Raw genomic sequence first — 15,896 nt, 5'->3', positions numbered from 1 at the left:
TTTGAGAACAGGAGAGCGGGCGATGGAGGAATGGATCTTCCGCGTGACGGCGGTGGCCCTTCCGGCCATCCTGGCGATCACGCTGCACGAGGCCGCGCACGGCTTTGTCGCCTGGCGGTTGGGCGACGACACCGCCTATCGGTTGGGCCGCGTCACCTTCAACCCGCTGCGCCACATCGACCCGTTCGGCACGGTGCTGCTGCCCGCGCTGATGTATTTCACCACCGGATTCGTGTTTGGCTGGGCCAAGCCGGTGCCGGTGAATTTCGGCCGTCTCGGCCATCCGCGTCGCGACATGGTGTGGGTGGCGCTCGCCGGGCCGGGGGTGAATTTCGCCTTGGCCGTGCTGTCGGCCCTCTTGTGGGGGTTGGTCGATCCGCACAGCGGGACGGTGGGGCAATGGCTGAAGGCGGCGACGGAGGTGTCGATCCTCGTCAACGTCATCCTGATGGTCTTCAACCTCATCCCCCTGCCGCCGCTGGACGGCGGGCGGGTGGCGGTGGGCATTCTGCCCGACGCCCTGGCCTTCCCGCTGGCGCGGCTGGAGCGGTTCGGCATGCTCATCCTGCTGGGGGCCGCCTTCCTGCTGCCGACCATCGGGCGGCAGATCGGCGTCGATCTGAACGTGATGAGCTGGGTTCTCGGACCGCCGGTTGATGCGGTGATCGACCTGATCCAAATCCTGACCGGAAACGACTAAGGTCAAGGCCATGACCGCCGATCTGTTCGGAGCGGACCCGGGGCCGGAGGTTGATCCCGGCCAATTGTTGCTGGTGCTCGACGGGTTCGAGGGGCCGCTGGATGTTCTGCTGGTTCTGGGCCGCGACCAGAAGGTTGATCTGACCCGGATCTCGATCCTCGCTTTGGCCGACCAGTATCTCGCCTTCATCGACGAGGCCCGCGAATTGCGGCTGGAACTGGCCGCCGATTATCTGGTGATGGCGGCGTGGCTGGCCTATCTCAAATCGCGCCTGCTGATCCCGGAACCGGAGGATGAAGAGCCGTCGGGCGAGGACATGGCCGCCGCGCTCGCCTTCCAGCTTCAGCGCCTGGAGGCGATGAAGACCGCCGCGCAAGCCCTGTTCGCCCGTCCACGTCTGGGGCAGGACGTTTTCGCGCGCGGCGCGCCGGAGGACATCGACATCCGCCGCAAATCGGTCTACGAGGTGACGCTCTATGATCTGCTGCGCGCCTATGGCGATCACCGCAAGCGGCAGGAAGGCGGGGTGTTGCGCATCCAGCCGGTGCGGCTCTACTCGCTGGAGGACGCGGTGCGCCGCCTGTCCGATCTGTTGGGCCATATGCCGGACTGGGCGACGCTCGCCAGCTTTCTGCCCGCCGAGGAGGGGAGCTTGCTGACCCGCTCGGCGATGGCGGCCCATTTTGCCGCCACCCTGGAACTGGCGAAGGCGGGGCAGGTGGAGTTGCGCCAGGATTCGGCCTTCGCCCCCATTTTTCTGCGCCGCGCCACACGCGACGGCAGCGACTGACGCAAAACGACCGACACACAGGCACACACGGTATGACAGAGGATGTGACCAGCGCGGACGAGGTTCGCCAGGGCAAGCTGCGGCTGTTGGAAGCCCTGCTGTTCGCCTCGGCCGATCCGCTGGATGAAGAAACACTGGCCGGGCGGATCGGACCGGAGGTGGGGGCGCTGCTGGAGCGTTTGCGCGCCGATTACGCGCCGCGCGGCGTCCATCTTGTGCGCACCGGGGCCGGGTGGGCGTTTCGCACCGCCGCCGACCTCGCCCCCATCCTGCGGCAGGAGGAGGAGGTTTCGAAGAAGCTGTCGCGCGCGGCCATCGAAACCCTGGCGATCATCGCCTATCACCAGCCGGTGACGCGGGCGGAGATCGAAGCGATCCGGGGCGTGGTGACGAGCAAGGGCACGCTGGACATCCTGATGGAGCATGGCTGGATCCGGCCGGGCCGTCGGCGTGAAACGCCGGGCCGTCCGCTGACCTGGATCACCACCGACCATTTCCTGGATCATTTCGGCCTGGAAAGCCTGCGCGACTTGCCCAGCGTCGAGGATCTGCGCGCCGCCGGCCTGCTGGATTCCCGCCCGGTTCTGCTGGGGCTGGGGGCGAGCCAGGACGACGCGCCCACGCCCGGCGCGGCGGACAGCCAGGACGAATAACGGTTTTTTCCGTCCTTATGAACGCTTTGTGACCAAAGGTTAATCCGGGCGGGGGGAGCGTTGCGACCCCACCCCCTTTCTGCCATAGTGCCGTCCCGTCTGCGCGGCCATCATTTGGGATGCACGAGTCATGGGTTTTTCCAGCATCTGGCATTGGGTCATCGTTCTTCTCATCGTGCTGTTGCTGTTCGGCGCCGGCAAGCTGCCGAAGGTGATGGGCGATCTGGCCAAGGGCGTGAAGTCCTTCAAGGCCGGTTTGAAGGACGGGGAGGACGCCGACCCGGCGGCCACCGCCAAGGTCATCCCGAACCAGTCGGCCAACAGCGCCGACCTCACGGCCAAAAAGGACGAAGCGGCGCGCGGCTGAGGGCGGCGTGTTTGACGTCTCCCGGCTTCCCCGTTTTGCAACTGCCGGATCATCATGTTTGATATTGCCTGGTCGGAACTGATGCTGATTGCGGTCGTGGCCCTGGTGGTCATCGGCCCGAAGGATTTGCCGAAGGCGATCTTCACCTTGGGGAAATGGGTGCGGAAGGCGCGCGTCGTCGCCCGTGAATTCCAGACCCACATCGACGACATGATGCGTGAAACCGAGTTGGACGAGCTTCGCCGCGAAGCCCTGAAGACCCGCGACATGAACATCAAGAAGATGATGGAGGACACCATCGACCCCAAGGGCGAGGTGTCCAAGGCGTTCGAGGTCGACCTGAACGGCCATCCCGGCAGCCCGCCGGAGGGAGAGGCGGACACGACCACCGCTGTTTCTCCGGCACCCGTCCCCGCCTTGACAGCGGCGGCGGAGGGCACGCCCGCCCCGACCACCACCGTCTCCTCCCCGGCACCCGTGCCGGTGGCGACCACCCCGACCGACAAGCAGGCGTGACACGGCCATGAGCGGCGACACCCAGGACGAGCTTGACGACAGCAAGATGCCGCTGATCGATCATCTGATCGAGCTGCGCAACCGGCTGATGTACGCCATCGCGGCGATCTTGATCGCGTTTCTTCTGTGTTACGCGGTGTCGGACAAGATCTACAATTTCCTTGTCCAGCCCTTGGCCGACATTCTGGCCGGGCAGGGGCGACGGATGATCTACACCGGGCTGACGGAAGCCTTCTTCACCTATGTGAAGGTGGCCTTCTGGGCGGGGTGCTTCATCTCCTTCCCCGTGGTGGCCAGCCAACTGTGGATGTTCATCGCGCCGGGCCTGTACAAGCACGAACGCCGCGCCTTCCTGCCATTCCTGGCGGCCACCCCGGTGCTGTTCCTGCTGGGCGCGTCGATGGTCTATTACTTCATCTTCCCGATGGCGTGGCGCTTCTTCCTGGGGTTTGAATTCCACCCCGGCGGCGATGCGGCGGCGCTTCCCATCGAGTTCGAGGCGCGTGTCGGCGAATATCTCCATTTGGTGATGTCGCTGATCTTTGCCTTTGGCATCGCCTTCCAGTTGCCGGTGCTGCTGACCTTGCTGATCCGCGCCGGTCTGGTGACGACGGAAGCCCTGGCGACAAAACGCCGCTACGCCATCGTCGCCGCCTTTGTGGTCGCCGCCGTGCTGACCCCGCCGGACGTCATCAGCCAGGTGAGCCTGGCGATTCCGCTGCTGGCGCTCTACGAAATTTCGATCCTTGTGGGTCGTCGTATCGAAAAGAGCCGTAACGACGCGGCGGATCGCGGCGACGAGGAATGACGCAAGCCCCCTCTCCATGACCTTGATGGAGAGGGGCCATTCCCGCCGGTGGTGTGTCCGCTGTGTGGACAGAGTGGGAAACTCGCGCTAAAAGCAGGGTCCGGCTGATCTCTGGCCGCCTTGCCTTTTCGGAGCCACGACCGTCCTATGCAGACCGCCAACGACATCCGCCGCACGTTCCTGGACTATTTCGCCAAGCAGGGCCACCAGATCGTTGAATCGTCGCCGCTGGTTCCGCGCAACGATCCGACGCTGATGTTCACCAACGCCGGCATGGTGCAGTTCAAGAACGTGTTCACCGGGGCGGAACAGCGGCCCTATTCGCGGGCGACGACCTCGCAGAAATGCGTGCGCGCAGGCGGCAAGCACAACGATCTCGACAATGTCGGTTACACGGCGCGCCATCACACCTTCTTTGAAATGCTGGGGAACTTCTCCTTCGGCGATTATTTCAAGGACGACGCCATCCATTTTGCCTGGACGCTCGTCACCAAGGAATTTGGCCTGCCCGCCGACAAGCTGCTGGTGACGGTCCACAGCAGCGACGAAGAGGCCGCCGGGATTTGGCGCAAGGTCGCCGGTTTGTCGGACGACCGCATCATCCGCATCCCGACCGATGACAATTTCTGGCGCATGGGCGACACCGGCCCCTGCGGCCCCTGCTCTGAAATCTTCTACGACCACGGCCCGTCGATCGCCGGTGGCCCGCCGGGCAGCCCCGACCAGGACGGCGACCGTTTCATCGAGATCTGGAATCTCGTGTTCATGCAGTACGAGCAGTTGGGGCCGGACAATCTGGTCGCGCTGCCCAAGCCGTCCATCGACACCGGCATGGGGCTGGAGCGCCTGGCCGCCGTTCTGCAAGGCCAGCACGACAATTACGACATCGACCTGATGCGCGCGCTGATCGTCGCCTCGGCCGACGCGACCAAGACCTCGCCGGACGGCGCGCACGCGGTTTCGCACCGCGTCATCGCCGATCACCTGCGCTCCTCCTCCTTCCTGATCGCCGACGGCGTGCTGCCGTCCAACGAAGGCCGGGGCTATGTGCTGCGCCGCATCATGCGCCGGGCCATGCGCCACGCCCACATGATCGGCGCGACCGAGCCGCTGATGCACCGTCTGGTGTCGGCGCTGGTCCAGCAGATGGGCGACGCCTATCCCGAACTGATCCGCGCCCGCGCCCTGATCGTGGAGACGCTGAAGCTGGAGGAAACCCGCTTCAAGCAGACCCTCGACCGTGGCCTGCGCCTGCTGGGGGACGAGGTCGGTCGCCTGGGCGAGACTCAGCCGCTGGCCGGTGAGGTGGCGTTCAAGCTGTACGACACCTACGGGTTCCCGCTGGATCTGACGCAGGACGTGCTGCGCAGCCAGGGCCGCACCGTGGACGAGGCCGGTTTCAAGGCGTCGATGGACGAGCAGCGCCGCAAGGCCCGCGAATCCTGGGCCGGGTCGGGCGAGGTTGGCACCGAAAAGCTGTGGTACGAAATCAAGGACGAGCTGGGGGCGACCGAGTTCTTCGGTTACGACACCGAAGTCGCCGAGGGCAAGGTCACGGCCATCGTCAAGGGCGACGCGCGGGTGGACAGCGCCACGGCCGGTGACGAGGTTCTGGTCGTCGTCAACCAAACCCCCTTCTACGGCGAATCGGGCGGTCAGGCGGGCGACACCGGCGTGATCTTCTCCGCCGAGGGCACCGAATTCGCCGTGTCGGACACGCAAAAGAAGCTGGGCGCGGTGTGGGCGCATGTCGGCACCGTGACCAAGGGCGCGCTGAAGGTCGGCGACGTGGTGGAACTGCGGGTGGACAGCGTCCGCCGCTCCGCCATCCGCGCCAACCACTCTGCCACACACCTGCTGCACGAGGCGTTGCGCAACCGTCTGGGCGACCATGTCACGCAAAAAGGCTCGCTGGTGGCCCCGGAGCGCCTGCGCTTCGACATCAGCCAGCCGGTCGGCCTGACCGCCGAGGACATCGCGGCGGTCGAAAACGAGGTCAACCGCCGCATTCTGGGCAACAGCGAGGTCATCACCCGCCTGATGTCCCCGGACGAGGCGCGGGCCGAAGGTGCCATGGCGCTGTTTGGTGAGAAGTACGGCGACGAGGTCCGCGTGGTGTCGATGGGCGGCGCGCACGACAGCGCCGACCGCACCTATTCCGTCGAGTTGTGCGGCGGCACCCACGTCCGCCGCACCGGCGACATCGGTGTGTTCAAGATCGTGTCGGAAGGGGCCGTTGCCGCCGGTGTCCGCCGCATCGAGGCGCTGACCGGCACCGGGGCCAAGGCGTGGCTGTCGGAGCGCGATCAGTGGCTGTCCGAAGCCGCCACCGTTCTGAAGGTCAAGCCCGACGAGGTTCCGGCCCGCGTGGCGGTTCTGGTCGAGGAACGCCGCAAGATGGAACGCGAACTGGCCGACCTGCGCCGTCAGGTGGCGCTGAGCGGTTCGGCGGGTCCGAAGAGCGACGGCGCGGGCGACGCCAAGGACGTTGCGGGGGTGAAGGTTGCCGCCCGCGTCATCGATGGCCTGCCCGCCAAGGATCTGAAGCCGATGGCCGACGCGCTGAAGGCGCAGATCGGCTCCGGTGTGGTCGTGCTGATCGCCGGGAACGAGGGCAAGGCTTCCATCGTCATCGGCGTCACCGACGATCTGACCGCGAGCCTGAGCGCGGTGGAGCTGGTCCGCGTGGCGGCGGAAGCGCTGGGCGGGAAGGGCGGCGGCGGTCGCCCGGATATGGCCCAGGCCGGCGGCCCCGACGTGGCGCTGGCCCCGGCGGCCATCGCCGCCATCGAACAGGCGATCACCGCCAAGCGCGCCGGTTGATCCCATCCGGCCCGGAAAAGGCCCGCTCCCCACAGCGGGCCTTTTTTGTGACCGGCGCACAGGGTTGTGAGCAGCGCACCCCGCATCATCAGGAGCGTGACCGATGAAATTGCCGACGATGCCCTTCACCATCACCGATTGGTCGAAGGTTCCCGTCACCGAACATCCCGGCGAAACCGGCATGGCGCTGTGGCGGACCTTCACCGCCGGGGATCTGCGCGTGCGGATGGTGGAATACACGCCGGGCTATCTGGCCGATCACTGGTGCGACCGGGGCCATGTGCTGTTCGTGTTGAGCGGTGAACTGGTGTCGGAGCTGAAGGACGGTCGCCGCTTCACCCTGTCCGCAGGGATGAGCTATCAGGTGTCGGATTTCGGCGACGCCGCCCATCGGTCCTTCACCCAAACCGGGGCCACGCTGTTCATCGTCGATTGATTGATGGCAGAGACAAAATGAAGGTTTGGCATCGGGCACGACTGATGCCCGATGCCCTGTGATCAGGTCGACTGGATGAAGTTCTGGAGATTGCCTTTCATATCCGTCGCCAGATTGGATACGGAGGTGGCGATGCTGCGGACGGATCGAGCGGCTGCATCCGTGTGTTGCGTGGCGTCGCTGACACCAGCAATGTTGCGGGAAACCTCCTGCGTTGCGGATTCCTGCATTTCCATTGCACCCGCGATGCTTTGTGCAATGCTTTGCACATCACGGATGGCTGTACCAATGCGATCAAACGCATCCACAGTTCCGGTTGCCGTCTCTTGAATATCCTTGATGCGGAGGGCGATGTCGTCGGTGGCTTTCGCTGTTTGACTCGCCAAATTTTTGACCTCCTGAGCCACCACCGCAAACCCCTTTCCGGCCTCTCCCGCCCTGGCGGCTTCGATTGTGGCATTGAGCGCCAGCAAATTGGTTTGACCGGCGATGGATGCGATGATCTGCACAATTTGCCCGATGGCCTGCGCGCTCTGGGACAAGGATGCAACCAGCGCATCGGATTGCTCCGCCTCCGTCACCGCCTTGACCGTCATCGTCGATACGGTTGACATTTGTTGACGGATTTCACTGACGGACGCACGGATTTCCTCGATGGCAGACGACGCGTTTGCCGCGAGCGCACTCGCGGTTCCCCCGGATCCAACCAACTGTTCAGCCGCCGCGCTCATGCGTATGGCGGAATCGTTCAGCAAGTCCGCCGCGTTGGTGATGCTTTCCGCCATCTGGTGGCTTGCGGTCACAACCGACCAGGACAGCATGGCGGCCTGGTAATGTCCCTTGGCATCGTGAATAGCGGAAATGCGCAGATTGAGGTACTCATCACCAAGGCGGATTGTTGTGTTGAATGGAAGCTTTCTAGGATCACTGAGGATGCGACGCTGATGCGTTGGATTTTTATGAAAGACATCAACGGATTGTCCGACGATTTTTTCAATTTTTACAGGAAGGTAACTTTCGATTGACTGCAATGTTTCCTTACTTTTGTTATTGATGTATGTGATTTTGAAATCATCATTTGGATCGCACAACATGACGGCCGTTGGCATTTCATCCAACATATGCAACAGTTTGTCCGTCTCCTGGTCCAACCGGACTTTTTCGGTGATGATGCTCCAAGTCAGCATGGCGGCGTTGTAGCGCCCTTTCTCAAACACCGCCGTCACATGAAGATCAAGCACTTCATCGCCAAGAACAATCTTGGATCGAAAGGGAAGGTTTTTGGAGTCTGATAGAATGGCTCTCTGCCGTTCCGGGTGTTTGTGGAAAACATCAATCGATGTGCCAACGATGGAGTCCGGGGATATTTTCAAGAGATGACCAATCGATTTGAGAAGGTCGATCGATTTTTTGTTGGCAAACGTGATCTGGAAAGACCGGATGTCGCACAGCATGATCGCAACCGGAACATGATCAAGCAATGATGTGCTAACCGAGTCAAAAACCCCAGGGGTTTGAAAGCTCCGAGTTAGACTGGCAAACATGATCGTGATCTCCCTGCAGCGCGACATTCAGGCAACCTTGATTTCAAAAAAGCAAAAGTCGGGCCAATTATGTCGGTCATCAGAATTTCCTCATTAGCGTTGGTCTTGCTGATGTTCCGTTATTCCATATTTTGTTATGGTCGAGATTGCTCGCAATTTGCGGGGCATTCTGAAAATCATTTTGTCGTGGACCCACCACCATTGCCCTTCATCCCTCCACTCCAGGCCCAAGAGGATGCCTATGCGCTTCACCGGAACCGACTCCTACGTTGCCACCGACGATCTGATGGTGGCGGTCAACGCGGCGATCACGTTGGAACGCCCGCTGCTGGTGAAGGGCGAACCTGGCACCGGCAAGACCGTGCTGGCGGTGGAGGTGGCGCGCGCCCTGAACCGGCCACTGCTGTCCTGGCACGTCAAATCCACCACCAAGGCGCAACAGGGCCTGTACGAGTATGACGCGGTCAGCCGCCTGCGCGACAGCCAACTGGGCGACGCCAAGGTGCAGGACATTGGCAACTACATCGTCAAGGGCAAGCTGTGGGAGGCGTTCGAGGCCCCGACTCCGCCGGTTCTGCTGATCGACGAGATCGACAAGGCCGACATCGAGTTTCCCAACGATCTGCTGCTCGAACTCGACCGTATGGAGTTCCACGTCTACGAGACACGGCAGACGATCAAGGCGGCGCAGCGGCCCATCGTCATCATCACGTCGAACAACGAAAAGGAGCTGCCGGACGCCTTCCTGCGCCGCTGCTTCTTCCACTACATCCGCTTCCCCGACCGGGCGACGATGGAGCGGATCGTCGAGGTGCATCACCCCGGCCTGAAACAGGCGCTGCTGCGCGAGGCGATGGCGCTGTTTTACGATCTGCGCGAGGTGCCGGGGTTGAAGAAAAAGCCCTCCACCTCCGAATTGCTGGACTGGATCAAGCTGCTGATGGTCGAGGACATCGACCCGGAGACCCTGCGGGCCAAAGACGCGCGCACCCTGATCCCACCGCTGTGCGGTGCCCTGCTGAAGAACGAGCAGGACGTGCACACGCTCGAACGTCTGGCCTTCCTGGCCCGGCGCGAGGGACGTTGAGGCGTTGCGAACGGCGTTGCGAACAAAAATCACGGCGGTGGCGTTTGGTGGGTTGACGCCACGCCACCGCAACGGGTAAGCAAGACATATGACCTATGCCCTCACCATGCGAATGCGAATTACCGGCCCGGCGCTCTGACAGCGCCGGTTGTGTGCCGTGTTCGTGGTCCATGTGTGTGGGAGTGTGTGGCGTGTCGCTGCACCATCGGGTTTCTGGAACCCTCAATCCAGTCTCCAACAGCGCTTTGAATGAACGCCCTGCGTCGGTCCGGCTTTGTGGCCGCCGCCTTGGCGAGCGAATGCGTGGGTTTGCGCGAATTCTTCACCCGGTCCGCTGAGGCGGTCCGGGCACGCCAAACCACACCCACGCCATTCCGTTCCCAAGGATTTGCCCGATGCTCACCGCGCATTGCGATGCCGCGCGCCCGTTTTCCGTCTGCGCCTCCTCCGAAGACCGTCTTCCCGCCTGGCTGCCACTGCGCGCCGTCACCGACGCGGCGGAGCGGCTGCACGGCCACATCGTCCGCACGCCGCTGCTGCACGCCCCGGCGCTGGGCCGCGATCTGTGGCTGAAGGCGGAAACCTTCCAGGCCACCGGGGCGTTCAAGGAGCGCGGCGCGCTGAACCGGTTGCTGCGGTTGTCGGCCCCTGAACGGGCGGGCGGGGTGGTCGCCATGTCGGCGGGCAACCACGCGCAAGGGGTGGCGCTGCACGCCCGCCGTCTGGGGGTGAAGGCGACCATCGTCATGCCGGAGACGGCCCCGCGCTGCAAGGTGGAGCGCACGGCGGAGCTGGGGGCGGAGGTGGTGTTGCACGGCGCGACGGTGGGCGAGGCCAAGGGCAAGGCGCTGGAGTTGGCCACCGAACGGCGCTTGACCTTCGTCCACCCCTATGACGATCCCGACGTCATCGCCGGTCAGGGGACGGTGGGGCTGGAGGTTCTGGCCGACCGCCCGGATCTGGACACGCTGGTGGTCCCGGTGGGCGGTGGCGGCCTGCTGGCTGGAATCACGGCGGCGGTGAAGGCGGTCAAGCCCGGCGTCCGCGTCGTCGGCGTGCGGCTGGCCCAGCGCGGTGGCCGGACCCTGGCCGACGGCATCAACGTCCACGCCCTGGGCAAGCTGCCGCAGGAGGTGGTCGCCACTCTGGTTGATTCGGTGGTCGAGGTGTCGGAAGGGGAGATCGCCGCTGCCATGCGCGCCCTGCACGGCTCCTTTGGCGTGGTGGCCGAAGGGGCCGGGGCGGCGGCGGTGGCGGCGCTGCTGGCCGGACGGTTGGGCCGCACCGGGCGGACGGTGGCGGTTCTGTCGGGCCGCAACGTCGATGGCGACACGCTGGCGCGGACGCTGGCGGCGGCCTGAAGAGTGTCGGGAATGGGCGGGAATAACCCCGCCCGGATGGGGACGGGCGGGGTTATTCCCGCCCCAGCACCCGGTCCACCACGGCGTCGGCCCATTCGCGGGAGCGGAAGCTCGCCTTGGCCTCCACCGGGTCATACACCCGCTCCACCCACTCCCAAAAGGGGGTTGGGCGCTTCTCGTTGTAGGCGGCGTAGAGTTCGAAGAAGTAATCGAGGATGCCGGTCTTGGCCTGTTTGAAATGGCCGTATTTCCAGGACAATTGCCCGGTTGCCTCGGCCAGCGGGCGTTGCTCGTGCACGAACATGAACAGGGCGGCCATGAAACCGGCGCGGTCCGCCCCGGATTTGCAATGCATCAGCGCCGGATAGGGCATGGTGGCGAACAGCTCCCGCGCCTTCAGCAGCGTTTCCTTTTTCGGCATGTCGCGGGAATTGACCGGAAAATCGATCAGCTCCAGCCCATGCGCCCGGCAGGCTTCCGCCTCCAGAATGTAGGAGGCGCAATCACGGCCACCGCGCAGGTTGAGGATGCTGCGCACCCCATTCCGCGCCGCCGCCGCGATGTGCGAGGGCGAAGGCTGGCTCGCCCGGAACATGTTGGGCGAGATGCGGTGTGTGTTGGAATAGATCAGCCGGAAACAGGCGTGATCGATGAACACGCTTTCAAAATGGCCGAGCGCCCGTTGCCAAGGCGTCGCCATGCGACCCCGCCCGCGCTTGATCCCATCCGCGAGCGCCGTGGTGATGCGGCGCAGGAACCATTTCTTGTTGGCCAAGATGCTGCCTTCCAACGGTCATACGCGGGCCAACATAGGGACGGATCGGCCAACGTCAAGCGCGCATCAAAGCGTTCCCCTTACGCCACCGCGTCATGCACGGGCTGCAGACGCTGGTAAATGCCGTGATGGGCGGCCAGCGCCAGCACGATTTCCATGTAGAGGTTGATCAGGCCGTTGGCGTAGAAGGCCGGGCAACCGGTGTAATGGCGTTCGCCCACCATCGCCGTCGGCTCGATCAGGGCGCTGTTCAACAGGATGATGTCCTGATCCGCATCGTAGAGAAAGGCGGTCTGGTCGGGGCGCAACGGGTGGATGGCCTGATGGTCGTCAGCCTCGATCCCCCCCGCCGTCATGAATTGGCACAGCATGCCCAGGCTACCCATCGCCAGCGGCAGCATCTGCTTCAGGCTGCGGCGGGCAAGGTCGTCGTAGCGTGGGGTGTCGAGGCCCGGACGCAGCAACGGGGCCGATTCCACCAGATTCCAGCAGACATGCAGCGCGGTGTGGCTGCCGGTCTTGGTGATCGACAGCATGTCATAGCCCGACGGCGAATGCAGGACGGAGCTGTTCAGCGATTGCGACAGCACAAAGCAGGCGGCGGCCAGCTCGGTGATCGTCCCCTCCGTCCGGCAGCGGTCCTCCTCCAGCATCACCTTGACCGCCCAATCGCGGATGATGGCGTCGAGGAGATGGCAGACGGCGTCACGCAAAAAGGCAATCAGCCGCAACGGCTCGGCGGCGGCCAGACCGGCGGGGTCGGCAAAATCGAGGCCGTGCGGCGACTCCGGCGGGTTTGACAGCACGATGTGGCCGTCCTCGTCCAGCGGCAGCCGGTTCATGATGTGGGCGCGCAGATCGGCGTAGAGCAGGGCCAGCAGAGCGTTGATGGCGACCTTCTCGTAATCCTCTTTGCGGGTGTCGCCGTGGACCGGGCAATGGCCGCCCAACTGGTGCAGCTCCTGCCCGAACAGATAATTCGGATCCTCGGCGATCCGGTGGAGAAGGGGGGCCAGATTGATCCGGGTCATCCCCGCCGTGTCATGAGCGGCCAGATAGGCCAGGGCGAAATCATTCGGGCGCGCCATCGCAATCACCCCTCCTGCACGCGGTCATAGACGCTGTAATCAATGGCCAGCGCCGCCACCATGTCCATGTACAGCTTGATCAGGCCGGTGGTGTAGAAGGCGGGGCAGCCGGTGTAATAGCGCTCGCCCGGCTTGGCAAAGCGCGCGATGGGGTCGGCGTTCAGCCGGATCAGGCCGGACTCGTCCAGAACGAAGGCGGTCTGGTCCTTGGGCAGGCGATGGACGGCCAAGCCGTCATGCGGCTCGATCCCGCTCTGCTCCATGTAATGGACCAGCATGCCCAGGCTGGCCATTGACAGCGGGATGATCTGTTTCAGGCTGCGGCGGACGAGATCATCGTAAAAGGCGGCGCCCTTGCCGGAAACCAGCAGAGGGGCGGCCTCCACCAAGGCCCAACAGATGTGGATGGCGGTGTGGCTGCCGGTCTTGGTGATCGACAGCATGTCGTACCCGGCGCGCTGGTAGAGGGCCGAATTGTCCAGCGTCGTCCGCAAGACGAAGGTGGCCGCCGCGTCCATCGAAATCTCGCCGGAGCCAAGGGCGCGGTAATGCTCCTCCTCCAGCAGCAACTCCTTGACCCAGCCGGTGATGAGCGCGTCGAGCAGGTGACAGGTGGCGTCGCGCAGCACGGAACACATCGCGTCCGGCACCGCCGCCGCCATGGCCCCACGGTCCGCCGGGTCCAGCCTGTGCTGCGACAGCGGCGGCAGCGGCAGCATCAGGCGGCCCGACTCGTCCAACGGCATCTTGGCGGCGATGTGGTCGCGCAACCGGTTGAACAGCAGCGACAACAGGCTGTTGACGACGATCTTGTCGGCGTCGTCCTGCGGCAGGCCGGGAGCGGCTTCCCCCTCCGCCGGGTGCGGCTCCTCCTCGGGCGCAGCGCCAGCGGGGACGGTGGCCTCGGCTGGGGCTGGGGCGGGGGCGTGGAACGGGCATTGCCCGGCCCCGCGCCGCAGCTCCGCCCCGAACAGATAGGCCGGGTCGGCCTGGATCCGTTGCAGGATGTGGGCGACCGACACCCGCGACAGCCCAACCTCGCCATGGGCGGCGTTGAAGGTCTGGGCGAAATCGTTGGAGCGGGCGGGCGGGGTCTGGGACATCGGCGGCGGCTTCTGCGGTGGTTTCGTCGCGGTCAAGGGGCAAACCATCACCGAACGGTGAGCAAGCCCATCGCCGTCAACGCGATTACTCTCCATCGCCGTCAAGGCGATCAAGCATCTGCACCGTAAAGTGAAACGGCCGCCGCTGGCAACGAAACCACCGCACGCTGAGCGAATATGACGCGTTATGCGCTCATTTCGCCACGATGCGCCCCTCGATCCCGACCGACAGGGTTTTCTGCGCCTCGGCGTGGTTCATCACGATGGTGGCGAGCAGCACCGCGCCCGACGCGTCGACCAGCACCTTGGCGCGCGAGAAGGCGTCGTAACCGTCGCCGCCCTTCAGCAGATAATCGTTGGTCGCCACCCGGTAGACGGCCTTCGGATCCAGCGGCTTGCCCGCCACCGCCACCGTCTGCACGCGCTTGCCCGCCGGGGCCTTGGGGTCATAGGTCATGGTCAGGCCCGACACCTGGGGGAAGCGCCCGGCCTTGTCCTCCACCTTGCTGACGCCGTGTTCCAGCGAGGCCAGCAGGTCGGCCCCGTTCATCTCCACCAGCACACCGACGTTGCCAAAGGGCAGTTCGGCGAAGAAATCCTTGCGGGTCAGGGCGGTCCCCGCCGGGCGCAGGGCGTCGGCCCGGATGCCGCCGCCGTTGGTGATGGCGACGTCGGCCTTCAGCGTGCTGCGCAGGGCGTCGGCGATCAGGTTGCCCATGGTCGCTTCGCGCGTGCGCACGCTGTCCTTGCGGCTGTCGAGGTCGGTCGTGGTGGTGGCGATGACGGCGGCCAGATCGTCGTCCAGCTTTTTGGTGTAGCCGCTGACCACCTGCTCGACCATCGGATCCGGAGCCACCCCGGCGGTGGAGACGAAACGCCATTCGGTGGGCAGCGTGGTGGTGGCCGGTCCCTTGTCGGTTGTCTTGGTCGAGACCTGCAGCTTGATCACCCCGAGATATTGGGCGTCGTGCCCGGCCTTCAGGATCAGGGTGGAACCTTCGTAAAAGCTGATGGGGTCATGGTCATGGCCGCCCAGGATCAGGTCGATGCCCTTGATCGCGTTGGCCAGTTCGCGGTCCTCCTCGATCGTCAGATGGGTCAGGGCGACGATGACGGCGGCCCCGTCCGCCTTCAGCGCCTTGATCGCGGCGGCGGCGCTGGCCTGCACCGGGGCAAAGGACAGGCTCGGCCCACCGCTCGACAGCCGGGCGCTTTCCGGGGTGATGAGGCCGAGGAACCCGACCTTGATGTCGCCCACCGTCTTGGTCCAATGCGGAACGGTGGTGGAGAAGGCCGAACCGTCGGCGGACGCGACGTTCGTGCCGATCCAGGGGAAGGTGGCCTCGGCCATCCGCTTTTTCAGCGGCTCGACGCCGAAATCGAATTCGTGATTGCCGAAGGTGACGGCGTCCACCTTGATGGCGTTGAACAGGGCAATCATCTGCTCGCCCTGCGTGGTTCCCGACAGCAGGGAGGGAGAGAGGAAATCGCCGCCCACCGTGGTGATCGCCTGCCCGTCGCGCTGGCGTTCCTGGCGCAGCAGGGTCATCAGCGGGCCGAAGCCGCCCTGGCCCTTCACCGGCGCGATTTCATACACATCGTTGATGTGCAGAAAGGTCAGGGTGCCGTTCTGCGCCCAGGCGGGAAGTGCCGCGATGGCCAGAGATCCAACAAAAACCGATGCTGTGAGCAGGGAGCGAAGCGGGGAGACCATGCGGGGCATCCTATGTCTGAGCCAAACGTCATACGACCGCAGTCTAGGGCCTGTTGACATTCAGCGTGTTGCCAAGACGGTAGCGACGAGGTTGATGGCAGCGGCGAAGCTTGTGTCTGTTTTGTCGTATC

The 15,896-nt window shown here is 64.4% G+C and carries 15 protein-coding genes; 10 read left to right on the top strand and 5 right to left on the bottom strand.

Going from position 1 to position 15,896, the window contains the following annotated elements; all coding sequences use genetic code 11:
• The first annotated feature begins 22 nt into the window (after positions 1–22).
• From EJ903_RS02640 to EJ903_RS02605, 8 genes are all read left to right on the top strand, one after another.
• On the top strand, positions 23–700 hold the full coding sequence (locus tag EJ903_RS02640; RefSeq protein WP_126611875.1) for a site-2 protease family protein: 678 nt from the start codon (positions 23–25) through the stop codon (positions 698–700).
• Between the two features lie 10 nt (positions 701–710).
• Positions 711–1,490 (top strand): segregation and condensation protein A, encoded by a 780-nt coding sequence (locus tag EJ903_RS02635; RefSeq protein WP_126611873.1) that lies wholly within the window; start codon positions 711–713, stop codon positions 1,488–1,490.
• A gap of 32 nt (positions 1,491–1,522) precedes the next feature.
• A complete protein-coding gene (gene scpB, locus EJ903_RS02630) occupies positions 1,523–2,143 on the top strand; it encodes an SMC-Scp complex subunit ScpB (RefSeq protein WP_126611871.1) in 621 nt (206 codons plus the stop codon).
• Between the two features lie 130 nt (positions 2,144–2,273).
• Positions 2,274–2,510, top strand: coding sequence for a twin-arginine translocase TatA/TatE family subunit (locus EJ903_RS02625; RefSeq protein WP_126611869.1), 237 nt, complete (start codon positions 2,274–2,276; stop codon positions 2,508–2,510).
• Between the two features lie 54 nt (positions 2,511–2,564).
• A complete protein-coding gene (gene tatB / locus EJ903_RS02620) occupies positions 2,565–3,026 on the top strand; it encodes a Sec-independent protein translocase protein TatB (protein WP_126611867.1) in 462 nt (153 codons plus the stop codon).
• A 7-nt stretch (positions 3,027–3,033) separates the two neighbouring features.
• Positions 3,034–3,834: a twin-arginine translocase subunit TatC gene (gene tatC, locus EJ903_RS02615; RefSeq protein ID WP_126611865.1), complete on the top strand. Its 801-nt coding sequence runs from the start codon at positions 3,034–3,036 to the stop codon at positions 3,832–3,834.
• 147 nt (positions 3,835–3,981) lie between these two features.
• Positions 3,982–6,657, top strand: coding sequence for an alanine--tRNA ligase (alaS, locus tag EJ903_RS02610; protein WP_126611863.1), 2,676 nt, complete (start codon positions 3,982–3,984; stop codon positions 6,655–6,657).
• A 103-nt stretch (positions 6,658–6,760) separates the two neighbouring features.
• On the top strand, positions 6,761–7,093 hold the full coding sequence (locus EJ903_RS02605) for a DHCW motif cupin fold protein (RefSeq protein ID WP_126611861.1): 333 nt from the start codon (positions 6,761–6,763) through the stop codon (positions 7,091–7,093).
• Between the two features lie 62 nt (positions 7,094–7,155).
• Here the strand turns inward: EJ903_RS02605 and EJ903_RS02600 are convergent, their stop codons facing one another.
• Positions 7,156–8,637, bottom strand: a complete 1,482-nt coding sequence (locus tag EJ903_RS02600; RefSeq protein WP_158627862.1) for a methyl-accepting chemotaxis protein — start codon at positions 8,635–8,637, stop codon at positions 7,156–7,158.
• A gap of 241 nt (positions 8,638–8,878) precedes the next feature.
• On the opposite strand from EJ903_RS02600, the gene EJ903_RS02595 reads away from it, so the two are divergent.
• The gene (locus EJ903_RS02595; RefSeq protein ID WP_126612519.1) at positions 8,879–9,724 is read left to right on the top strand and encodes an AAA family ATPase; all 846 of its coding nucleotides are present in this window, start codon (positions 8,879–8,881) and stop codon (positions 9,722–9,724) included.
• Positions 9,725–10,119: 395 nt separating this feature from the next.
• Positions 10,120–11,085, top strand: coding sequence for a threonine ammonia-lyase (locus EJ903_RS02590; protein WP_126611857.1), 966 nt, complete (start codon positions 10,120–10,122; stop codon positions 11,083–11,085).
• 52 nt (positions 11,086–11,137) lie between these two features.
• On the opposite strand, the gene EJ903_RS02585 is transcribed toward EJ903_RS02590, so the two are convergent.
• The 4 genes from EJ903_RS02585 to EJ903_RS02570 all read right to left on the bottom strand — a co-directional run bounded on the left by EJ903_RS02585 (position 11,138) and on the right by EJ903_RS02570 (position 15,765).
• Positions 11,138–11,860 carry a protein tyrosine phosphatase family protein gene (locus EJ903_RS02585; RefSeq protein ID WP_246015126.1) on the bottom strand — a complete coding sequence of 241 codons (723 nt, stop codon included), beginning with the start codon at positions 11,858–11,860 and terminating at the stop codon, positions 11,138–11,140.
• An 80-nt stretch (positions 11,861–11,940) separates the two neighbouring features.
• Positions 11,941–12,948: a hypothetical protein gene (locus tag EJ903_RS02580; protein WP_126611855.1), complete on the bottom strand. Its 1,008-nt coding sequence runs from the start codon at positions 12,946–12,948 to the stop codon at positions 11,941–11,943.
• A gap of 5 nt (positions 12,949–12,953) precedes the next feature.
• A complete protein-coding gene (locus EJ903_RS02575) occupies positions 12,954–14,051 on the bottom strand; it encodes a hypothetical protein (protein ID WP_126611853.1) in 1,098 nt (365 codons plus the stop codon).
• Between the two features lie 193 nt (positions 14,052–14,244).
• The gene (locus EJ903_RS02570) at positions 14,245–15,765 is read right to left on the bottom strand and encodes a bifunctional metallophosphatase/5'-nucleotidase (RefSeq protein WP_126611851.1); all 1,521 of its coding nucleotides are present in this window, start codon (positions 15,763–15,765) and stop codon (positions 14,245–14,247) included.
• Positions 15,766–15,896 lie beyond the last annotated feature (131 nt).

Source organism: Azospirillum griseum (genome assembly GCF_003966125.1).
In the GTDB taxonomy this organism is placed as follows: Bacteria; Pseudomonadota; Alphaproteobacteria; order Azospirillales; family Azospirillaceae; genus Azospirillum; species Azospirillum griseum.
Note: the sequence above shows the minus strand (reverse complement) of the source record. Positions and strands in the feature narration are given on the sequence as shown.